We start from the raw sequence: 20312 nt of genomic DNA, 5'->3' as shown, positions 1-20312 counted from the left end.
GCTTCACCCCAGGACCCGCACACACCGAGACCATGATGCGCAACCTCACCAACGCGCTCGTCGAAATCTGGGGCCGGCTGGAGCTGCGGCTGGCCGCCTAATGCGCTGGAGCAAGCTCCGGTCGCTGGTCATCGAGCGGTTCGCGGCGCCCCTGCAAGGGCGGCTCGACATCCATAGCACCCGCTATGGCAATTGTAGCTGCGGCCATGCCTGGCTGACGCTGGACGGCGCGGTGGTCGCCAATTTCTGCACCCGCGCGCACTATTTCGCGGACCATGTGCTGCCGCAGGGAAATCTGGATCTGATCTTCACGCCCGCCGACAACCCGATGTACCGCAAACAGCTCACCGTTTACGGCGAGCGCAGCCGGCAGCAGCTCTATCGCACGCTTTGGGATTTCGTTCACACCATCCCGATCGAGCAGGCGCTGGCGAGCGACGACATGCTGCTCCAGGCGCTGGCGATCGTCGATGCGCGCGTCGGCAAGCGCCGGCTTGCGCAGCTCGATCCCGACACGCTGCATCCGCTTTGCGCCTATCTCCTGCTGGTGCGGACCGGACGGGCAGACCTGTCTCCCGCCGAGTTCATCGCGCTTCGCCGGGAAGTGCTTCCGACCCGCGTCGCCGCCTGAGCCAGGCCTGAAGCGCGACCCGGTAAGCTTCTTGTTTACACCTGCCATGCAGAATTTCGGCGGCATGGGCGGCAAATTCGATACCAGTTCCGATGTGCTTCCGCGGCTCGTTTCCGAGATGGAAGCCTGTTCGCCAAAGCTCTGGGAACGCGGCGAGCTGGCGATCACCTCCGAAGGCGCGCGGCTGAGCTATACGCTGCGCAACGAAGGCCATCCCGATCGCGCCACGCTGACCCCCGAGCTGCGCAAGCTGATCGATGCGCTCTACGTGGCGATGCGCCGCGAGGGCGCACTCTGGACCGCCGCGCGAATCCGCTGGTGGATCGAAGGCGGGACGATCCGCTTCGACACCCACTTCACCCATGCCGATGCTCCCGCGCCGAAGAAGGGCTGGTGGGGCCGCTAGGCGCGGGTCAGCGTCGCGGCCCAGGCATAGCCGCGATAGAGCGGGGTGAAGTCGAGCTGCAGCCCCTCGGCCTCCGCGACGCGCCTGAGCACCGCGGGGAGCTCGCGGCGCGGGAAGACGTGGAAATCGTTGAGCGACTTGAAGTGGAAGCGCTTCGCCAGCGCGGGGAGCCGTTCGTACTGGCCGAAATCGACGATATGGAGTTGGCCGCCGGGGGCGAGACAGGCCGCGCCGCGCTCGATCGCTTCCTGCCAGGGCGGGATCATCGACAGCGTGTAGCTCATGAACACCCGGTCGAGCTGCGCCAGCCCGAACAACGCGTTGGTATCGAAGGCCCCCGCATCGCCCTGCGCCAGCGTGATCCGGCCGGCCAGCCCATGCCGCGCCACCGATTTGCGCGCGGTCTCTAGCATCGCCTCGCTGATGTCGAAGCCATGGAAGCGGGCATCGGGGTAGCGCTTCGCCGCGACGATCAGGTTGCGCGCGGTGCCGCACCCCACCTCCAGCACGCTGCCCCCCGGCGGCGGCGCGAGATCGCGGATCAGCCGGTCGCGGCCGAGCAGATAGAATTTGCGGGTGACATCATAGATGTGGCGATGGAACGCATAGGTCGCGTCCATCTCCCCCGCATTGCCCGAACTCATGCGGTTACTTCAGCGTCCAGAGATGCGTCGCGCCATAGACCGCCGAACGGTCGCGCTTCGTCCAGTCGTCGCGCAGCTCGGCGGACGCATAGTCCCACTTGCCCAGCACCGCGTCGGGAACATGCCCCGCGACGACATCGGGCACCGCGGCGGTGCGGTAGAGCACGCGCGCCCCGGGCTTGGCGGTGCGGGTGATCTCGGTCCACAGCGCTGTCAGTTGCTCGTCGGTCATCCAGTCCTGCGCATCGAGCAGGATGTAGCGGTCGAGCGAGGCATCGGGCATCGACGCCAGATAGAGCGTCATATTCTGATGCCGGATCTCGACGCGGTCGGCGCGCCCGCGCACCGCCTCGTAATTCTCGGGCTTGAGATAGGGGGGAAGCGGCGCGCCCTCCGCTTCGCCATAGCCGCGGCCGAACGCCTGCCACGCGAAATAATTGTCCTTGAGCTCGAAATCGCAGGCGAGCTTTTCGAGCCGGCTCTTGAGCGCCCCGGTGATGCCCTGCCGGTCGTCCGCCGCGAGCAGCTCATATTGCGCCGGCGGAATGCCGAGGCCGAACAGCATCGCCGGCTGCTCGACCGCCCAGCGCACGAACTTGCGATCGAAGAACTTGGCATAGGTCGCGTCGTAGATTTCGCGCTGCTCCTCGATCGTCTTCGCCTGGAGGATCTTGCTCGGATCGTCGCCATAGAGGCGCGCGACGAAATGGACGAAGCCGATCAGATTGCCGAGCAGCCCTTGCTTGTAGAAGCCGGTCTTGAAGCCCGAGATGCGGCGGCGCCCGAGCAGGTCGCGGCCCTCCCAATAGGCGCGGGTCACATCGTCGAGCACCGGGCGGACATGCACCTTGTATGCCTCGATATTCGCCGGCGTGTCGGCGCGAGCGAAGAAGCGGTGGAAGCTCGCATAATCGGGCAGGTGGATCGCCGCCTTCTGCTTGAGCTTGTTGAGCGCGATATGCGCGGTGTTGAGATCGACCGCGGTGATCTTCTTCGGGTTCGCGGTGAGGTACGACAGCACGTTGCACCCGCCCGAAGCGATGGTCACGACATGGCTGTCGGGCGTGATCTGCAGCGCCTCCATATCGACATCGGGATCTTCCCAGATCTGGGCATAGACCAGTCCGCGAAAGGCGAAGGAAAAGGCGCGTTCGAGCAGGCCCTGTTTGGTCATTTGCTCGTGGCGGTGAACCGCGTCGCGGACGGCGCCGTTCTTCGGCGCCTTGGCTGTCGGACCCATTATTGACTCCCGGAGGATACCCGCGCGGCGCAGCATGCGGCGCGCGGGTGGCCTAGTCACTTCATGTGACAATTCGGTGTCGCTTCTGGGACAGAAGGCCCCGCAAATCAATCCTTGGGAATCCCCCCGGCGAGCGGCCAATCGCTGTTGCCGACGCGCTTGAGATTCATCTCGAAGATGCGCCGCGGCGGCTGCCCACCCGCGACATAATCGCCCACCTCGGTCCAGGTCCCGTCCTTGAGCGTGGCGGTGTAGCGGATCACCGCATCGGGCCCGGCCTGCACTTCCCAGATATAGCCATTATCGGTCGGCGTGAGCGGGAAATCGCCGGCATGGCCCAGCGCGTAGGAATGGATCGTGTAGCGCTTGGTGCGCGGGTCATAGGAGATGATCCCGAACGCGTTGAAGCCCACCGAGCCGTCGGCCATATAGCCCTTGCCCTCGATCACGATCAGCGTGCCGCCCAGCATGGGGCCGATCCGCTCGGTCTGGGTGACCTTGTAGGGGCCGGAGCGGTTGAAGCCGCCGCCGGGGCCGCGCCACACGCCGTGCATCCAGCTCAGCCGCTTCATCGCCTGTTGCTGTTCGGCGATCGAGGCCTGGTCGGTGTCCTGCGCGCACGCAGGGGCGGCGGGGGCCGTCAGCGCCAGGGCGGCGAGGAACAGGAACCATTTCATGTCGTCTATCTCCCGGTGATTGCTCGGTCATTGCTCTCGGGGGCCGGGGATGGCAGCCTGTGCCCCATGTCCTCCGCCCGCAGCGCCTCGCTTGGCCCCAGCGCCCCGGCTTCCGGCAAGCGCGCTTTCGTGAAGCGCGCACTCGGCTTCGTGAAACGCGCGCCGGGCTTTCCGATGCTGTGGATCGGCGGGCTCACCGCAGCGGGAATCATGATCGTCACCGGCGGATTTGGCACGATCGCGATGCCGCTGGGGCAGCGCAGCCTGTTCTGGGCGCTGCTGATGGGGTGGAGCTGCATCAAGTGGCAGCTCTGGTTCGCCGCGACCGTGCGTAAGCATAGCGACTGGTTCTGGGCGGCGATGCTGGGGGCCATCATCCTGTGCCTGCCGCTGCCGCTCGAGATCCGCCTCTTCGTGCGGATGGTCGGGATCGAGGCCGAGGTGGGCGATCCGTTCGGAACCTGGGGCAGGGCGCTGGCGATCGGCGCGGTGGTGTTCGGGGCGATCCTGCTGATGCTGTTCGCCACCGGCCATTTGCGCTTTGGCCGGCGCAAGGCCCGTACGGCGCCCGCCGAGGGGCTGCTTGAGCGCGCGCGGGTGGCGGCGGAGACGCTCGCGGCGATCGAGGCCGAGGATCATTATTGCCGCGTCCGCCGCCGCGACGGCAGCGACGCGCTGATCCATTACCGCTTCGGCGACGCGCTGGCCGAGGTGACCGGGTTCGACGGCCAGCAGGTCCATCGTGGCGCATGGATTGCGCAAGGCGCGGTTGCCGGGGCAGTAAGGGAAGGACGGCGCTGGCACTTGCTGCTCGGCGACGGAACGAAAGTGGCGGTCAGCGCCACGCATCTGCCACAGGTTCGCGCCCGGGGCTGGTTGAGGGGACGATGATGACCGAGGGTGTCGTGAAGTGGTTCAACGCCGAAAAAGGCTATGGCTTCATCATGCGTGAGGGCGGGACCGACCTGTTCGTCCACCACAGCGCGATCCAGGGTGAAGGCTATAAGACGCTCGAAGAGGGCGAGGCCGTCACGTTCGAGATCGTTCAGGGTCCCAAGGGCGACCAGGCGGCGGACGTCCACAGGGCCTGAACGCCCGCCGCCGCTTGGTGCGGCGTCAATCCACCGCGTTCTCGATCGCGTCGCCGACCTTTTCGGCGCGGTTACCAACATCGTCGGCGGCGTTGGAGAGGGTGTTGCCCGCGCTGTCCGCGGCGTTGCCGATCGTGTCGCCGGTCTCGTCGGCAAGGTTGCCGAGCGCGTCGGTGGTGACGTCCGCGGCGTTTTCGAGCTCGTTCGCGGTCTTGCTTGAGCAGGCCGCGGCGCCGAGCACCAGGGGAAGGGCGAGAAGAAGCGTGACTTTGCGCATATCGGTCTCCAAATCACTGGTCAGCGCGTCCCTCCGGGGCTAGGAGCGCGGCCATGCCATACCGCATCGCCATCGCCTCGGATCACGCCGCCTTCGCCATGAAGGCCGAACTCGCCGATTGGTTGCGTGAACAGGGAAATGAAGTGTTCGATCTGGGCACCAGCGGGCCCGAAAGCGTCGATTATCCCGATTATGGCTATCTCGTCGGCCATGCGGTCGCGAGCGCCAAGGCCGAGTTCGGCGTGGCGCTGTGCGGATCGGGGATCGGCATCTCGATCGCGGTCAACCGCGTGCCGCTGGCGCGCTGCGCGCTGGTGTCGGAGCCTTTCTCCGCCCGGCTGGCGCGCAACCATAACGACGCGAACGTCATCGCGCTCGGCGCCCGGCTGATCGGGATCGAGATGGCCAAGGCGTGCGTGATGACCTTCATCAATTCGAGCTTCGACGGCGGGCGTCACGCCAATCGCGTCGACAAGCTCAGCCACCCCGAGAGGAGCAAGCCTTGAGCACCCATCCCGCGATGCTGGCCGGGGTCCAGCCCGATGGCTTCTTCACGCGCAGCCTCGCCGATGCCGATCCGGCGGTGTTCGCCGGCGTCCAGCACGAGCTGAAGCGCGAGCAGCATCAGATCGAGCTGATCGCGTCCGAGAATATCGTCTCGAAGGCGGTGCTCGAGGCGCAGGGCTCGGTCTTCACCAACAAATATGCCGAGGGCTATCCGGGCAAGCGCTATTATCAGGGCTGCCACCCGTCGGACGAGGTCGAGCAGCTCGCGATCGACCGCGCGAAGCAGCTGTTCGGCTGCGGCTTCGCCAACGTGCAGCCGCATTCGGGCGCGCAGGCGAACGGCGCGGTGATGCTGGCGCTCACCCGGCCGGGCGATACGATCATGGGGCTCAGCCTCGATTCGGGCGGGCACCTCACCCACGGCGCCAAGGCCGCGATGAGCGGCAAATGGTTCAACGCGATCCAATATGGCGTGACCCCCGACACCCATCTGATCGACTATGACGAGGTTGAGCGGCTGGCGAAGGAGCATCAGCCCAAACTCATCATCACCGGCGGCAGCGCCTATCCGCGCCATATCGACTTCGCCCGCTTCCGCGCGATCGCGGACGAGGTCGGCGCCTTCTTCATGGTCGACATGGCGCATTTCGCTGGGCTGGTCGCGGGCGGGGTGCACCCCACCCCGTTCGGCCACGCGCATGTCGTCACCACCACCACCCACAAGACGCTACGGGGACCGCGCGGCGGCGCGGTGTTCACCAATGACGAGGGCATCGCCAAGAAGATCAACTCGGCGGTGTTCCCCGGGCTTCAGGGCGGCCCGCTGATGCACGTCATCGCCGCCAAGGCGGTCGCGTTCGGCGAGGCGCTCCAGCCCGATTTCCGCGCCTATGCCGCGGCGATCGTCGAGAATGCCAAGGTGCTGGCCGCCACGCTCAAGGAGCGCGGCGCGGCGGTCGTCTCGGGCGGCACCGACACGCATCTCGCGCTGATCGACCTGACCCCGCTGGGCGTCACCGGCAAGGATGCCGACGAGGCGCTCGAGCGCGCCGCGATCACCTGCAACAAGAACGGCATTCCCAACGATCCGCTGCCCCCGGTCAAGACCAGCGGCATCCGCGTCGGCAGCCCCGCGGGCACCACGCGCGGCTTCGGCCCCGCCGAGTTCCGCGAGATCGGCCATATGGTCGCCGACGTGCTCGATGGCCTCGCGAAAAATGGTGAACAGGGCGACGGCCAGATCGAAGCCAATGTCCGCGAGCGCGTTCGTGCGCTATGTGAGCGTTTCCCGATCTATCCGGAGCTCTGACATGTCCTCGACCGACGACGCCATCGCAGCCGCCCGCGCCACCATCGACCGCTCGCGCGCCACCCCCGCCGGCAAGACGCTCGGCGATACGATGCTCACCGGCGCCGCGATCGGCGCGGTGGTCTCGCTGCCGCTCGCCGGCGTCGGTCTGGTGACCGGCGCGGTGGTCGGCGCGGGCGTCGCGGCGCTCACGAAGGACTGAGTTTTGCGCTGTCCTTTCTGCGGAAACGAAGACTCACAGGTTAAGGACAGCCGGCCCACCGAGGACGGCGCGGCGATCCGGCGGCGGCGCCAGTGCGAGGCGTGCGCGGCGCGCTTCACCACGTTCGAACGCATCCAGCTGCGCGACCTCACGGTCCTCAAGAGCGAGGACCGGCGTGAGCCGTTCGAGCGCGACAAGCTGGTCCGCTCGGTCTCGATCGCCGCGCGCAAGCGGCCGGTGACGCCGATCCAGATCGAGAAGCTCGTCTCGGGCATCCAGCGCCAGCTCGAGACGATGGGCGAGAGCGAAATCCCCTCGCAGCGGATCGGCGAGATGGTGATGGAGGGGCTCAAGGGCCTCGATCCGGTCGCCTATATCCGCTTCGCCAGCGTCTATAAGGATTTCCGCGAGGCCAAGGATTTCGAGGAATTCGCAGGCAATGTGAGCGAGGCGGCGCGGGAGTGACGCCCGTCATCGTCCTCGTCCGCCCGCAATTGGGCGAGAATATCGGCAAGGCGGCACGGGCGATGCTCAATTTCGGGCTGACCGAATTGCGCCTCGTGTCCCCGCGCGACGGCTGGCCCAATCCCAGCGCGGGTCCCGCGGCGAGCGGGGCGGATGTGGTGCTGGAGCGGGCGACCCTGTTCGAGACCGTCGCCGAAGCGGTTGCCGATTGCGCCAATGTCTATGCGACCACCGTCCGCAAGCGCGGTGTGACCAAGCCGGTCGCGACGCCCGAGGCGGCCGCGCGCGAGATCCACGCCGCGCCCGGCCGCTCGGCGATCCTGTTCGGGCCCGAGCGGTCGGGGCTCGAATCGGAAGATGTGGCGCTCGCCCGCACCATCGTGACCGTGCCGATCAACCCGGAGTTCGGATCATTGAACCTCGCCCAAGCGGTGATCCTGGTCGCCTATGAGTGGTCGAAGCATGTCGATCTGGTCCAGCCGACCGAGGAAATCCTCGATCCGCCCGCGCCGCAGGAGGAGCTCGAATCGATGATCGGGCATCTCGACCGGCTACTCGAGACGAACGGCTATTATTACCCCGTCAACCGCATCGCCACGACCAAGCGGACCGTGCGGACGATGCTGACCAAGCCGGGCTGGACCAGCCAGGAATTGCGCACGATGCGCGGCATCCTGTCCGCGCTCGAAGGCAAGAAACAGCCTAAACCCTGACCCGGTCGAACACCTCGAATTCGTAGGCGATCGAAGCTTCGACCAGCTGGTCCCACAATGCCCCGATCGGTTCCTCAGGGATGCCCGCCGCGCGCGCGGCGGCCCTGGCGTTGGCGATCACCGCCGCCTTGCGGGCCTCGTCGCGGACATGGGCGCGATCGGGCTTGATGCGCGCCGCCGCCTCCATATAGCCGAAGCGGCGCGCCAGCAGCGCGATCAGCGCGCGGTCTACGGCGTCCACCCCGGCACGGACTTCGGCCATCGTCTCGCAGGCCGGAGGATCGATCGTTTCTTCCATGGGGGCGCCCTAGGGCGCAGGCGCGATTCCCGCAACGGGCGCAAGAAAATGCTTGAGTTCGCGAAGCTTCTCGCGATGGTGAAGCCATTCGATTCTGTTCCGGGGATTTCCTTTGACGCGTATGCTTTTCCTTCCGCTGGCGCTCGCCCTCGCCGCAGGCGCCGCTCCCGCCATCGCTCAGCAGCAGACCACGCCTTCGGCCTCGACCGAGGAGAATGGCGGCGCGGCGAAGCCGGCGCCCGCTCCGGCCAAGGCGCCCAAGATCTGCCGCGAGGTGGAGAGCGTCAATTCGCGCATGTCGCGCACCGCCTGCCGCACCCAGGCGGAATGGGACGATCTCGACGCGCGCAAGGTGCGCCACCGCGAAGACCATTGAGGCTTCCGACAGCCGGGCATGGGCGCCGCGCGATGCCGTCCCGCGGCGCCCATGCCCGTGCGGTTGATTGCATCCATATTCGCGCTAAGCTGCGCCGGCGACAAGGCGAAGGGGCGGCGATGATGATCATGATCGCATTGATGCTGTCGGTGCAGGACGCGCCAGCGCCCAAGGCGGCGCCCGCGCGCGACCCCAACAAGATCAGCTGCATCAACCAGCTCAAGACGGGCTCGCGCACCAATTTCGTCCAGATCTGCCACAGCCAGGCGGAGTGGGACCTGCTGCGCACCGAGAATCGCCGCGTCGTCGAGCGCGGCCAGGCCAATCGCGGCATGAGGGACCCAACCGGCCAATAGGAGCGCCGCCATGTTTCCGGTCAGCTTGCTGCTCCTCGCCGCCCCGCCCCAGGACGGACCGCCCCCCGTGGCCAAGCCCGTGCGCGATCCCAACCGGGTGACCTGCGTCAACCGGGTCAAGACCGGATCGCGCACCAATTTCGAGCAGATCTGCCACAGCCAGGCAGAATGGGATCTGCTCAAGCGCGAGAATCGCAGCGTCGTCGAGCGCGGGCAGCAACAGCAGAACCGGATGGACCGCGACCCGCCCGGCACCCGCAATTGACTTCGCACCCCGACAGGTCTTGATTGCTTTTTCGCATCGCGAAGGAGCCAGATCCATGTTGATCACCAGCCTGATCCTGCTGACCGCGTCCGTTCAAGACCCCGACGCGGCCCCGGCCAAGCCCGCACCCGACCCTGCCGAGGTCGTCTGCGTCAGCCGGGTCCAGACCGGATCGCGCACCGCTATCGAGCAGACCTGCCACAGCCGCGCCGAATGGGCCGCGCTGCGCCGCGATCGCAACGCCAATCGCGACCCCGACCGGCCGAGCCTCTATTATCCGTCCGGCCGGGGTAGTTAAGCCGCGCCAGCCGCCAGGCGCGTCGGCACCCGCAATTGACTTTCCGCGGCGCGGCGTCTAGGCGCGCGCCTTCGCAATGGCCCCGCACCCCGGTGAAGCGGTGGCCCTGACGCGCGTGCGCGGCAGGCGATGACCGGGAACAACATCTGCCTTCCCCGAAAAGTGGGAACCGGTTTTCGGATCAGGAAGGCAGACAAACGTCGTTAGTCAATTGCAAGGATTACAAAATGTCGAAGCGCAGCAGCGCCAAGCACAAGCTCGACCGGCGGATGGGCGAGAATATCTGGGGTCGCCCGAAGAGCCCGGTCAACAAGCGTGAATATGGTCCCGGCCAGCACGGCCAGCGCCGCAAGGGCAAGATGTCGGACTTCGGCATCCAGCTGCGCGCCAAGCAGAAGCTCAAGGGCTATTACGGCGACATCACCGAGAAGCAGTTCAAGAAGGCGTATGAGGATGCGTCGCGGATGAAGGGCGACACCGGCCAGAACCTGATCGGCCTGCTCGAGATGCGCCTCGACATGATCGTTTATCGCGCCAAGTTCGCGCCGACGATCTTCGCCGCGCGCCAGCTGGTCAATCACGGCCATGTCCGCGTCAATGGCGACAAGTGCAACATCGGTTCGCGCCGCATCAAGCCCGGCGAGGAAGTGTCGCTGAGCCCCAAGGCGCAGGAAATGGCGCTGGTGATGGAGGCGCAGAGCCTCGCCGAGCGCGACATCCCCGAATATGTGGCACCCGACGGCGCGTCGAAGATCACCTTCACGCGGATCCCGACCCTCGACGAAGTGCCCTATCCGGTGAAGATGGAACCGAACCTGGTTGTCGAATTCTATTCGCGCTGATCCCAGGGGTTTTCGGTGCAGAGACATAAAGGCGGTCCTTCGGGGCCGCCTTTTTGCTATGGCGCCGGCATGACCGCCGAAGCCAGACCCATCGACGCCCGATCCATCGCCGGCGAGATGCTGGGCCGCTGCGGCACGGCTAGGGTCCGGGACCCTAGCGGCGCACAGGGCTCGTGCCGTCCCAGCATGTGAAAGTTGACACTAGCTTCACACTATCGCGCATGTTTTGCGTTGCGCGGTTCCCGGGGGGGAAAGGCCTGGTTCACCGGGTGCGGATCGAAAGGGTCAAAGAGCGGCCGGAGCGCTGCGCGAGCCAAGCAGGCGAAATCCTACATTGCAAGGGCTTGGGGTCCGATGCGCTGAAGCCAAAGCGAATGGCGTATGGACCCTAGGTCGCCTCCCGGATCAGGCGGCGCAGGATCCAGGGGACCAGCAACGCCGCGATCAGGATCGCGCCGATCAGCAAGGGCAGGCCGAGCAGGAGCATCAGCGTGGCCCAGCCGCCGGTGCCGATCATCTGCGCGGGGAGCGCGACGGTGAACAGATTGCCGGTCGCGAGCGCGATCCAGCCGGCCCCGGCGCGCGCCCATCCGCAGCGTTCGGGGCCCCTCAGCCGCCACAGTCCGGCGACCCAGGCCGCCGCGATCGCCGCGAGGATCAGCGCGGTGACCGCTTTCGCATCGGTGGTCCATTCGCCCCCCAGCGCGGTCACGAAGCCATAGACCCCCACCGCCCCCGTCATCGCCCAGGCGAGCGCGAACGGCCGGATCGTCGCGCCCAGCACCCCCGCCGGATCGAAGCGCGAGCCCGGCGCCGCGCGCCAGGCCCCGAGCCACAGGAACCCGCCCGGCCCGAGCAGCAGCGCCAGCACCGGCAGGCCCATGGCGAGCGCGACGATGTTCGCCAGCGGCGCGCCGTTCCGCAGCGCGTCGCTGACCGGCAACCAGAGCATGTACAGCCCGAACGCGATCGGCGCGGAGGCCAGCATCCCGATCGGGATCGGCCACAAGGTCGCCTCCCCTCCCGCCGGGCGCCCAAGCATCGACCGCAGGCCCGGCGCGACCGCGATCAGCGTCCAGGCGACCGCGATCAGCATCCAGACCAGATCGTTCGCGCGCCGCGCGGCGGTGTCGGTGCACGAAACATGCGGGAGGCTCGCCGTACGATACGCCATCAGCAGCCCGTCGAGTGCGCCGAACGCGACATAAGCGAGCAGGAGCCCGCCCAGCGCCGCGCCGAACTCGGGCCCGGTCGGCGCGCGCCGCTCGGTGACGATATCGGCGAGCGACGGCCGCAGCTGGAGCGCGATCGCGGCGCCCACCAACAGCACCGCGGCGACGGCGAGCAGCGCCAGCGCGTCCTGGCGCCAGCTGATCAGGAACAGGAGCAGGCCGACGCCAGCCATGCCGAGCTTGTTCATTCGCCCTCCCGGTGCCCTGCGGACGCGAGCCTGGCCCGCTGATATTACCGCACGCCCAGCTTCGACCGCGCGAAACGGATGAAGGTCGGCCAATTGTCGTGATTATTGTGCCCGCCCTGATGCTGGCGGAAGCCGATCGTCCCCTCGATCACCGGGGTGAGCACGGGCGGGAATTCGCGGGTGCCGAGGCCCGGCTTGCCGAGCAGCTCCCAGACCGGAGCCGCCGCCCGCGCGGCGAGGAAGCTGCCCTTGGGATCGACCCAGCCGTCCCCGGTCTCGACCGTGCCGGCGCCGATGAAGATCGGGCGCGGGGCGACCAGCGCGATCAGCTGGTGCGAATCGACCGGCAGGTCGGCCTCGCTGAGCTTGGCGCAATATTTGAGGAAATTGCCCGCGAACCAGTGATATTCGCCGCCTGCGCACAAATTGCCCATCCGTTCGCCGAAATTGCGGCGATAGAGCGCGGCGCCGCCCGCCCCCGACGATCCGATAAAGCCGATCGCGAAGCGCTGGTCATAGGCCATCGTCACCAGCGCCGCCTTGCCGTAGCGCGACAGGCCCTCGATCCCGATCCGCCGGGCATCGATCCGGGGATCCTTCGCCAGCGCGTCGAACGCGCGCGCGGCACCCCAGGCCCAAGCGCGCAGCACGCCCCAATCCTCGGGACTCCGCAGCTTGCCCCTGAGTGAGATGCCGATCACCCCGTCGTCGAGCCCTCCGCCATTATCGGCCTGGATCGAATTGGCGACCACCACGCCATAGCCGAAGCCACCCGCCAGCAGCTGCTCGGGAGCGGCCGGGCCGGGCTCGGGCGGGCGCGGCGGTCCCGGGAAGCGGAAGCCCTCCGGGAAGCCGAAGGAGAGGATCAGCGGGACCTTGCCCCTGGCACCCGCGGGGACCGTGTAGCGCAGCTGGATCACCGCCTTCGCCTGCGGCCAGGCGCGGTTGTCGGCAGTGCCTTCGTACCAGCGCTTGATCACGGGCATGCCCGCCTCGCTGGCGCGCTCCTCCTTGACCAGCTTCCAGCGGATGACGGGCGCGGTCGCGGGAACGCGGCCATAGATTTCGCGGTCGAACGCCTCGACAATCTCCGGCCGCCGCACGCGCCACCACATGCGCGGGCTGGTGACCCTGTCGCCGGTCGCCACGAAAAGCAGGCCCGGCAGCTCGGCGTCGCCGGCCTTGGCTTCGTCGTAATTGGCGGCGTTGGGCGCCTGGCGGTTGAAGCCGTCGGCGCCGGGGCGCAGGCTCGATGCGGGGATGCCGAGCCGGTCGAGCATCGCCTGCCGGTCGGCATTGGCCTTGGTATAATCGGGCTGCTGCGCCAGCGCGGACCCCGCGCCAAGCATCAGAATCGCCGCGCATACAGCAGCCGCAACCCGCATCCCCGCCTCCCATGTTATCGCTACCATCATGGCACCGGCACGGGAGGCGCGCAACGTCACATATGGAGCGCCGACCTGAGGAACACGTCGCTCTGATCGAGCATCTGCGCGCGGACATTGCCGTCGACGAGCTGGTGGTCGAGCCCCGGGAAGATGCGCAGCTCGACGCGCTTGCCCGCGGCGCGCAGCTCGCGCTCCATCGCGCGCGGCTGGTTGATGTTGACGTTGAGATCGAGATCGCCCTGGAACATCAGCACCGGCGCGGTGATCCGCTTCGCATTCTGCGCGGGCGAGCCCTCCTGGACATGCGGCCCCGATCCGATGAAGTCGCGGACGATGCCGGCATCGGCATAGTCGCTGGCATCGCTCTTGAGCAGGCCGAGATCGGTGACCGGCGCGATCGCAACGACCGCCTTGAACAGGGTCGGATCGAGCACCGCCGATTGCAGCGCGGCATAGCCGCCATAGGACCAGCCGACGATCGCGATCCTGTTCGGATCGGCGATGCCCTGCTCGATCAGCCAGCGGCCGCCGTCATTGACGTCGCCGATCGCGAGCCGCCACGATTTGAAGCCATTCTCGACGAACCAGCTGTCGCCATAGCCCGTCGAGCCCCGGAAATTGGGCTGGAGCACCGCATAACCGCGCGCGGCGAAGAATTGCGCGAGCCAATCGAACCCCCATTCGTCGCGCGCGCCGGGTCCGCCATGCGGCATCACGATGGTGGGCAGCTTCTTGCCCGTCGAGCCGGGCGGCAATGTCAGATAGGCGGGAACCTCCGCACCGTCCGCCGCCTTGTAGGTGACCGGCTTGACCTCGGCGAGCGTCATCCCCTCGAGCGACGGGCGCGACAGCATGATCTCCATCAGCTTGCGCGCCTTGCGGTCGAACACATAATAGCGGCCCGGATCGACGTCGCTGCCCGCCCAGAGCAGCAGCCTATTCTCGTCGGCGCTGGCGTCGATGACCTGGACCAAAGGCAGCCCGGGGAGCGCCTTGCTGAGCGAGGTCGCGATCGCCTTGAACGCGGGATCGAAGATCACCGACTGGCGCCGGTCGGTCGCGAAGCTGACGCCGACCACGCGCCGGTGCCGCCCGACCCGGACCAGCCCGTCGACATCGACCCGGTCATGGCGATAGACGAGCGCCTTGGTGCCCGATCCGTCGAGCGCGATCTTGAACAGCGCATAGCGCCCCTCGGCCTTTTCCAGGCCATAGGCGACGTTGAGGTCGCGATCGACCGCGAGCGGCGTGAAGCCGGTATTGGTCTTTTCATTGACGATGCTCAGCAGCTTCCATTCGCGGCTGTCCGGCGTGCGGTAGAAATAGCGCGTCTCGCCGGTGAGATAGTAATTGCGCTCGCGCATACTCGCCATGACGCGGATCGTGCCGTGGCCGTCGGTCAGATAATAGCCGGCCTCGAGCACCGGCTGTTCGACGGTCGACCGCCTGAGCGTGCGCGTATCGACGCGGTCGACGCCATAGCCCTGGCGCTCATCGGCGGTGTGGCTACCGATCGTGCGTTCGGGGATGAACCAGCGGCTCATCAGGATGTCGCCATCCGATTCGGGCAGCCAGTCGATGATGTTGCCGCCGCCATAGGCGAAGCCGAGCGCGCGCGAGCTTTCGGGGGCCGAGAGCATCTTGATGCCGGTCCCGTCGGTGCCGATCGAGATGAGGCGCGTGATGCTCGACAGTTCGGGCGAAGCGTTGATGATATAGACCTGGCACACCGCGCGCTGGAGCGCCGACCAGCGGCACCAGGTCAGCCGTTCGGGCTTGCCGTCGGACGAGATCACTTCCTTGGGAACCGCACCCTCGTCGCCGACCGTGGCGACATAGGCGACGGTGCTGGGGCCGGGCCCGGGCGCGAGGAAGATCACCCGGTTGCCGTCGGGCGAGAGGCTGATCTGTTCGACCCCCTCGCGCTCGCCGAAGCGCTTGGCGAGATCACTCTGCGCCCAGGCGGTTCCCCCCGCAGCCAGCGCGAGCGCCGCCGCCGCGGCAAGCGCCGCAATCTGCCTCAGCATTTCCCCATCCCTCTGGATTGATTTGCCCCTTGGCGATGTTGCTTGAGAGCGGGCCCGTGCGCAATGCCAATTCGGTCCCGCTTGCGGGCGCGCGGGTGCGCTGCCAATGTCGCGCCATTCGCCCAGCGATCCCAAGGAGTTTCCATGCGCGCATTGATGTTCGCCGCCCTGCTGCTGCCGCTCGCAGCGTGCGGCAAGGGGCCGGCCGCCGGCCCGGTGAAGACCGACATCTCGGTCGACACGCTCAAGCAGGTGACCGAGAAGCTCTCCTCCGACGAATTCGAGGGCCGCGCCCCCGCGACCCCTGGCGAGGAGAAGACCGTCGCCTATCTGATCGAGCGGATGAAGGCGGCGGGGCTCCAGCCGGGCAATCATGGCAGCTGGGTGCAGGATGTGCCGTTGGTCGAGCTGACCGCGAAGAATGTCACCCCGCTCAACATCACCGGCGGCAAGGACCGGATCAGCCTCAACTACCGCACCGACATGGTGATCGGCACCTATCAGGTGACCCCCAAGATCGAGCTGAAGGACAGCGAGATCGTCTTCGTCGGCTATGGCATCACCGCGCCCGAAAAGGGCTGGGACGACTATGCCGGCGTCGACGTCAAGGGGAAGACCGTCCTCATCCTGATCAACGATCCCGATTGGGAGACCAAGGAGCTGACCGGCGATTTCGGCGGCCGGGCGATGACCTATTATGGCCGCTGGACCTACAAATATGAGGAAGCCGCGCGCCACGGCGCCGCCGCCGCGCTCATCATCCATAACGAAGAGCCCGCCGCCTATGGCTGGGGCGTCGTCCAGTCGAGCTGGACCGGGCCGCAGCTCGAGCCCGACGCCAAGGGCGACCATATGGACCAGTCCAAGGCGATCGGATGGGTGCAGAAGGCGGCGGCGCAGATGATCTTCGCCGATGCGGGCAAGGACTATATCCAGCTGGTCGATGCCGCGAAGCACAAGGGCTTCAAGGCGGTGCAGCTCGGCGTGAAGGCCAATGTCTCCTGGGATAACGACATTCGCCGCCAGGCCTCGAAGAATGTCATCGGCATCCTGCCGGGCAGCGAGAAGAAGGACGAATATGTCCTTTATTCGGCGCATTGGGATCATCTGGGCCGCTGCGACGCGGTCAATGGCGACGATATCTGCAACGGCGCGCTCGACAACGCCTCGGGCTCGGCGGCGCTGATCGCGCTGGCCGAGGCGCAGGCGAAGAAGGGCCCCGCCAAGCGCAGCATGGTGTTCCTCGCGGTCACCGCCGAGGAATCGGGGCTGCTCGGCTCCAAATATTATGCCGAGAACCCGGTCTATCCGCTCGCCCAGACCGTGGGCGGGGTGAATATGGACGGGCTCAACCTGGTCGGCCGCGCCAAGGACTTCGTGTTCATCGGCGCGGGCAAGTCCGAACTCGAGGACCTGATGAAGCCGCTGGTCGCGGCGCAGGGCCGCACCATCTCGCTCGAGCCGAACCCGGAGAAGGGCTATTATTACCGCTCCGACCATTTCAGCTTCGCGCGGCTGGGCGTGCCGATGTTCGACGGCGAGAGCGGCGAGGATCTGGTGACGGGTGGCAGGGAAGCCGGCCACAAGGCGTCCGAAGACTATGTCACCAACCGCTACCACAAGCCGCAGGATCAATATGATCCGAAGTGGGATTGGTCCGGCGCGCTGGAGGACCTCCAGCTCTATTTCCTGCTCGGCCGCCAGCTTGCCGACGGGGACATGTGGCCCAATTGGTACAAGGACGCCGAGTTCCGCGGCATCCGCGACAAGAGCCGAGCCGGGAAGTGAACCTATCGCCTCTCCCCTTTACCGGGGAGGGGCTATAGGGAGGGCCGAATGGACAAGGTGATCCCGCCCCCGCCCCGCGCCGAATGGGAACCGCACGAAGCGGTGTGGATCGGCTTTCCGAGCCATCCCGAGCTGTGGGAGGATCTGGCCGATGCACGCGCCGAGGTCGCCGCGTTCGCGCGCGCGGTGCATTGCGACGGCCGCGGCGAGAAGGTGATCCTGGTCTGCGCCGACGACGAGGCGGCCGCGGCGGCGAAGAAACTGCTCCATGCGAACGAGGCGCGGATCGTCGTCGAGCCGTTCGGCGATATCTGGCTGCGCGATACCGGGGCGATCATCGGCCGGACGCAGGACGGCCACCGCATCGCCAATATCTTCGCCTTCAACGGCTGGGGCGGGAAATATGACTATGAGGGCGATGACGATGCCGGCATCCGCCTCGCCCGCCGCCAGCATTTCCATGTCGAGGAGCATGACTGGGTGCTCGAGGGCGGCGCGATCGACGGCGACGGCACGGGGCTCGCCGTCACCACCGAGCAATGCCTGCTCAACCGCAACCGCAATCCGGGGATGAGCCGCTTCGAGGTGCAGCAGCGGCTCTACGAGGATCTCGGCTATACGCGGATCGTGTGGCTGGGGAACGGGCTGGTCAACGATCATACCGACGGCCATGTCGACAATCTCGCCCGCTTCGTGGCGCCGGGGGTGCTGTGCGTGCCCGAACCCGCCGACAACGACCCGAACTGGCTGGTCTATGTCGAGGCCGTGACCGCGGCCAAGGCAAATGGGCTCGAGGTCGTCCGCATCCCCTCCCCCGGCCGCGTGCTCGACCGCGACGAGCAGGTGGTGCCGGCCAGCTATATGAACTTCTATATCGGCAATGCCGCGGTGGTGGTGCCGCTCTATGGCCAGGCGAACGACGACGAAGCGCTCGCGGCGATCGCCGCGCTCTTCCCGGGCCGCGAGGTGACGGGCATCCGCGCCGATGCGATCCTGACCGGCGGCGGCAGCTTCCACTGCATCAGCCAGCAGATTCCGGCCTGAGGGTGGCGCGCTTGACCGGCCTGATTGTCCTGGGTCTTGCCGTTGCGATCTTTGTTGCTGTGTTTGTCTTATCAAGTCGGCCCGGCGCCGCAATTGCCTGGGATCGAGACAAGGTCGGAATTCCGCGAGTGATGACGCCTGTCGAAGTCCGGCTCGACGACTTGCCCGCCATCGTTGAAGCACTATCCCGCGGATCATCAAAAACTCGATTTGCCGCACTGACCTTCGGCACGCCGGACCGGCCGTCCAATGACGATGCGTTGAACCTCAATCTGACTGTCGAGAACGGCAAGGTGGGATTTGACTGGGTTCTCTTGGGGCCGCGAAACATTGAGGACCAGGAGAAATTCAAGGCATTTGCGCGGGCGCGTGGCTCCGAGCCCGTCAGCCGTTCCATGAACGGCGTATCCTATCTCCGCGTCGAGCGAGCGGACCTAGTAAGATTCACGGCCAGCATTGTGACCGAGATGTACCACCTGCCGGCGACAGAACCGCTTTCGCTTTTCCATGAAGGCTTTGAGTGGCCGCAACGCTGAAGCGGCCCCACAGCTGCTTTCCACCTCCGCCTAGAACAGGAAGCGGAAGGCCCCGTAGAGCAGCAGCAGGACGCAGAGCACCGCGCCGCTGACGCGCTTGTTCCGGGTGAGGATCAGCACCAGCCCCAGGCTCACGAACACGAGCGGCGCGACCACCGCCTGCCAGCTGGTGAAGATATTGCCGAACAGGATCACCCGCGCGACGATCACCAGCAGATTGGCGGCGATCACGCCGATCATCACCTGCGCCTTGTGCCGCAGGAAATAGGTGTCGAGATCGGGCCATTCGGAGATGGCGACCGGGAAGACGAGCGACGCCGAGAGATAATAGACCGCCGCGATGACCGTCCCGTAGAGCAACGCCCCGAAGCTGGGCGGGATCGCGTCGCGCATGTCCCAGGCGTTCGACCAGAAGGTCACCAGATCGACGAGCAGCAGCATGCCGAGCAGCGGGGTCAGCCAGCCGAGCCGGATCGCCGTCCGCCCGCGCATCACCCGCGCGAACCCGCCCATGATCTCGGCGACCGAAAGCCCGAGCAGCAGCCCGAACAGCGAAAAGGCGAATTCGAAACTGCTCATGCACGCGACTAAGCCAAGGGGTGCGCGATAACGCAATCCGCATTACATGCGCGCGCATGACCCAGATCACAGTCGCCGCGCTCCAGCTTGCCTTCACCGACGATATCGACGCGAATATCGCGAACGTGTCCGAACTCGTCCGGGAGGCGGCGGGCAAGGGCGCGCAGGTGGCGCTGCCGCCCGAGCTGTTCGAGGGCGAATATTTCTGCCGCGTCGAGGATGAGGCCCTGTTCGCCAGGGCCAGGCCGGTGGGCGAGCACAAGGCGGTGCTGGCGATGCAGGCGCTCGCCGCCGAGCTGGGGATCGCCATCCCGACCAGCTTCTTCGAGCGCGACGGGCCGCACCATTACAACAGCCTCGCGATGATCGGACCGGATGGGAAGGTCGCGGGCGTCTATCGCAAGAGCCACATCCCGGACGGGCCCGGCTATGAAGAGAAATATTATTTCCGGCCCGGCAATACCGGCTTCAGGGTCTGGGATGGGCCCGGCGCGCCGCTGGGCGTCGGCATCTGCTGGGACCAATGGTATCCCGAAACCGCGCGCGCGATGATGCTGATGGGGGCGGAGATCCTCTTCTATCCCACCGCGATCGGCTCCGAGCCCTATGACGAGGGCCTCGACACGGCACGGCTGTGGCGCCGCGCGATGATCGGCCATGCGGTTTCGAATATCGTCCCCGTCGTGGCGGCCAACCGGATCGGCAGAGAAGGCGACCAGCGTTTCTACGGCACCAGCTTCATCGCCGACGAATGGGGCGATGTCGTCGCCGAGCTCGGCCGCGACGAGACCGGGGTGATCACCGCGACCCTCGATCTCGGCCGCGCCCGCCGCCACCGCGCCGGCTTCGGCTTCTTCCGCGACCGCCGGCCCGAGCTTTACGGTCGATTGGTAGAAGACGTTTGAAATCAGTGCCTTACCGGCGCTTGCAATG

The 20312-nt window shown here is 66.7% G+C and carries 27 protein-coding genes; 18 read left to right on the top strand and 9 right to left on the bottom strand.

The features are described from left to right. Nucleotides 1-100: 100 nt before the first annotated feature. Nucleotides 101-631 carry an SF0329 family protein gene (locus tag OF829_RS08620; protein ID WP_264939573.1) on the top strand — a complete coding sequence of 177 codons (531 nt, stop codon included), beginning with the start codon at nucleotides 101-103 and terminating at the stop codon, nucleotides 629-631. 46 nt (nucleotides 632-677) lie between these two features. Then, nucleotides 678-1037 (top strand): hypothetical protein, encoded by a 360-nt coding sequence (locus tag OF829_RS08615; protein ID WP_264939572.1) that lies wholly within the window; start codon nucleotides 678-680, stop codon nucleotides 1035-1037. Here OF829_RS08615 and OF829_RS08610 read toward each other — a convergent pair. The 3 genes from OF829_RS08610 to OF829_RS08600 all read right to left on the bottom strand — a co-directional run bounded on the left by OF829_RS08610 (nucleotide 1034) and on the right by OF829_RS08600 (nucleotide 3598). After that, nucleotides 1034-1681 carry a class I SAM-dependent methyltransferase gene (locus OF829_RS08610; RefSeq protein ID WP_264939571.1) on the bottom strand — a complete coding sequence of 216 codons (648 nt, stop codon included), beginning with the start codon at nucleotides 1679-1681 and terminating at the stop codon, nucleotides 1034-1036. The two genes, OF829_RS08615 and OF829_RS08610, sit on opposite strands and share 4 nt — an antisense overlap. 4 nt (nucleotides 1682-1685) lie before the next feature. Then, nucleotides 1686-2921, bottom strand: a complete 1236-nt coding sequence (locus OF829_RS08605; RefSeq protein WP_264939570.1) for a DUF3419 family protein — start codon at nucleotides 2919-2921, stop codon at nucleotides 1686-1688. A gap of 107 nt (nucleotides 2922-3028) precedes the next feature. Continuing rightward, complete coding sequence (locus tag OF829_RS08600) at nucleotides 3029-3598, bottom strand: DUF1579 domain-containing protein (RefSeq protein ID WP_264939569.1); 570 nt, start codon at nucleotides 3596-3598, stop codon at nucleotides 3029-3031. A 129-nt stretch (nucleotides 3599-3727) separates the two neighbouring features. Here OF829_RS08600 and OF829_RS08595 point away from each other — a divergent pair, with 129 nt between their 5' ends. Then, nucleotides 3728-4489 (top strand): LytTR family DNA-binding domain-containing protein, encoded by a 762-nt coding sequence (locus OF829_RS08595; protein WP_264939568.1) that lies wholly within the window; start codon nucleotides 3728-3730, stop codon nucleotides 4487-4489. After that, nucleotides 4489-4689, top strand: a complete 201-nt coding sequence (locus tag OF829_RS08590; protein WP_264939567.1) for a cold-shock protein — start codon at nucleotides 4489-4491, stop codon at nucleotides 4687-4689. Before OF829_RS08595 ends, OF829_RS08590 begins: the two co-directional genes overlap by 1 nt. 25 nt (nucleotides 4690-4714) lie before the next feature. Here the strand turns inward: OF829_RS08590 and OF829_RS08585 are convergent, their stop codons facing one another. Beyond that, nucleotides 4715-4966, bottom strand: a complete 252-nt coding sequence (locus tag OF829_RS08585) for a hypothetical protein (protein ID WP_264939566.1) — start codon at nucleotides 4964-4966, stop codon at nucleotides 4715-4717. A gap of 53 nt (nucleotides 4967-5019) precedes the next feature. Here OF829_RS08585 and rpiB point away from each other — a divergent pair, with 53 nt between their 5' ends. From rpiB to OF829_RS08560, 5 genes are read left to right on the top strand one after another with little or no spacing between them, the layout of a single operon-like run. Next, complete coding sequence (rpiB, locus tag OF829_RS08580; protein WP_264939565.1) at nucleotides 5020-5472, top strand: ribose 5-phosphate isomerase B; 453 nt, start codon at nucleotides 5020-5022, stop codon at nucleotides 5470-5472. Then, nucleotides 5469-6782: a serine hydroxymethyltransferase gene (gene glyA / locus OF829_RS08575; protein WP_264939564.1), complete on the top strand. Its 1314-nt coding sequence runs from the start codon at nucleotides 5469-5471 to the stop codon at nucleotides 6780-6782. Before rpiB ends, glyA begins: the two co-directional genes overlap by 4 nt. A 1-nt stretch (nucleotide 6783) precedes the next feature. Then, a complete protein-coding gene (locus OF829_RS08570; RefSeq protein ID WP_264939563.1) occupies nucleotides 6784-6984 on the top strand; it encodes a hypothetical protein in 201 nt (66 codons plus the stop codon). A gap of 3 nt (nucleotides 6985-6987) precedes the next feature. After that, nucleotides 6988-7449 carry a transcriptional regulator NrdR gene (gene nrdR, locus OF829_RS08565; RefSeq protein WP_264939562.1) on the top strand — a complete coding sequence of 154 codons (462 nt, stop codon included), beginning with the start codon at nucleotides 6988-6990 and terminating at the stop codon, nucleotides 7447-7449. After that, on the top strand, nucleotides 7446-8162 hold the full coding sequence (locus OF829_RS08560) for an RNA methyltransferase (RefSeq protein WP_406701412.1): 717 nt from the start codon (nucleotides 7446-7448) through the stop codon (nucleotides 8160-8162). Before nrdR ends, OF829_RS08560 begins: the two co-directional genes overlap by 4 nt. Here the strand turns inward: OF829_RS08560 and OF829_RS08555 are convergent. After that, entirely contained in the window at nucleotides 8152-8460 is a 309-nt protein-coding gene (locus OF829_RS08555) for a chorismate mutase (RefSeq protein WP_264939561.1), read from the bottom strand. The two genes, OF829_RS08560 and OF829_RS08555, sit on opposite strands and share 11 nt — an antisense overlap. Nucleotides 8461-8581: 121 nt before the next feature. On the opposite strand from OF829_RS08555, the gene OF829_RS08550 reads away from it, so the two are divergent. The 5 genes from OF829_RS08550 (at nucleotide 8582) to rpsD (ending at nucleotide 10597) form a co-directional block, all read left to right on the top strand. Further along, nucleotides 8582-8836 carry a hypothetical protein gene (locus tag OF829_RS08550; RefSeq protein ID WP_264939560.1) on the top strand — a complete coding sequence of 85 codons (255 nt, stop codon included), beginning with the start codon at nucleotides 8582-8584 and terminating at the stop codon, nucleotides 8834-8836. Nucleotides 8837-8955: 119 nt separating this feature from the next. After that, complete coding sequence (locus OF829_RS08545; RefSeq protein WP_264939559.1) at nucleotides 8956-9192, top strand: hypothetical protein; 237 nt, start codon at nucleotides 8956-8958, stop codon at nucleotides 9190-9192. A 10-nt stretch (nucleotides 9193-9202) separates the two neighbouring features. Continuing rightward, nucleotides 9203-9457, top strand: coding sequence for a hypothetical protein (locus tag OF829_RS08540; protein ID WP_264939558.1), 255 nt, complete (start codon nucleotides 9203-9205; stop codon nucleotides 9455-9457). A 55-nt stretch (nucleotides 9458-9512) separates the two neighbouring features. Beyond that, entirely contained in the window at nucleotides 9513-9755 is a 243-nt protein-coding gene (locus OF829_RS08535) for a hypothetical protein (RefSeq protein WP_264939557.1), read from the top strand. A 227-nt stretch (nucleotides 9756-9982) separates the two neighbouring features. Further along, on the top strand, nucleotides 9983-10597 hold the full coding sequence (gene rpsD, locus OF829_RS08530) for a 30S ribosomal protein S4 (RefSeq protein ID WP_264939556.1): 615 nt from the start codon (nucleotides 9983-9985) through the stop codon (nucleotides 10595-10597). A 388-nt stretch (nucleotides 10598-10985) separates the two neighbouring features. On the opposite strand, the gene OF829_RS08525 is transcribed toward rpsD, so the two are convergent. The 3 genes from OF829_RS08525 to OF829_RS08515 form a co-directional block, all read right to left on the bottom strand. Continuing rightward, nucleotides 10986-12017, bottom strand: a complete 1032-nt coding sequence (locus tag OF829_RS08525; protein WP_264939555.1) for a hypothetical protein — start codon at nucleotides 12015-12017, stop codon at nucleotides 10986-10988. A gap of 44 nt (nucleotides 12018-12061) precedes the next feature. Then, nucleotides 12062-13366 carry a glucuronyl esterase domain-containing protein gene (locus OF829_RS08520; protein ID WP_264939554.1) on the bottom strand — a complete coding sequence of 435 codons (1305 nt, stop codon included), beginning with the start codon at nucleotides 13364-13366 and terminating at the stop codon, nucleotides 12062-12064. A gap of 92 nt (nucleotides 13367-13458) precedes the next feature. After that, complete coding sequence (locus OF829_RS08515; RefSeq protein ID WP_264939553.1) at nucleotides 13459-15432, bottom strand: alpha/beta hydrolase family protein; 1974 nt, start codon at nucleotides 15430-15432, stop codon at nucleotides 13459-13461. Nucleotides 15433-15576: 144 nt separating this feature from the next. Here OF829_RS08515 and OF829_RS08510 point away from each other — a divergent pair, with 144 nt between their 5' ends. From OF829_RS08510 to OF829_RS08500, 3 genes are read left to right on the top strand one after another with little or no spacing between them, the layout of a single operon-like run. Next, entirely contained in the window at nucleotides 15577-17220 is a 1644-nt protein-coding gene (locus OF829_RS08510) for a M28 family metallopeptidase (RefSeq protein WP_264939552.1), read from the top strand. A 48-nt stretch (nucleotides 17221-17268) separates the two neighbouring features. Further along, nucleotides 17269-18264 carry an agmatine deiminase family protein gene (locus OF829_RS08505; RefSeq protein ID WP_264939551.1) on the top strand — a complete coding sequence of 332 codons (996 nt, stop codon included), beginning with the start codon at nucleotides 17269-17271 and terminating at the stop codon, nucleotides 18262-18264. An 11-nt stretch (nucleotides 18265-18275) separates the two neighbouring features. Further along, entirely contained in the window at nucleotides 18276-18800 is a 525-nt protein-coding gene (locus tag OF829_RS08500) for a hypothetical protein (RefSeq protein WP_264939550.1), read from the top strand. A gap of 30 nt (nucleotides 18801-18830) precedes the next feature. On the opposite strand, the gene OF829_RS08495 is transcribed toward OF829_RS08500, so the two are convergent. Then, the gene (locus OF829_RS08495) at nucleotides 18831-19379 is read right to left on the bottom strand and encodes a hypothetical protein (RefSeq protein ID WP_264939549.1); all 549 of its coding nucleotides are present in this window, start codon (nucleotides 19377-19379) and stop codon (nucleotides 18831-18833) included. Nucleotides 19380-19435: 56 nt separating this feature from the next. On the opposite strand from OF829_RS08495, the gene aguB reads away from it, so the two are divergent. After that, nucleotides 19436-20284: an N-carbamoylputrescine amidase gene (gene aguB / locus OF829_RS08490; protein ID WP_264939548.1), complete on the top strand. Its 849-nt coding sequence runs from the start codon at nucleotides 19436-19438 to the stop codon at nucleotides 20282-20284. Nucleotides 20285-20312: the final 28 nt, after the last annotated feature.

Origin of the sequence: Sphingomonas caeni, from assembly GCF_026013415.1 — a bacterium.
Lineage (GTDB): Bacteria > Pseudomonadota > Alphaproteobacteria > Sphingomonadales > Sphingomonadaceae > Sphingomonas > Sphingomonas caeni.
The sequence above is the reverse complement of the archived record's forward strand: the minus strand, read 5'-3'. Positions and strand labels throughout refer to the sequence as shown.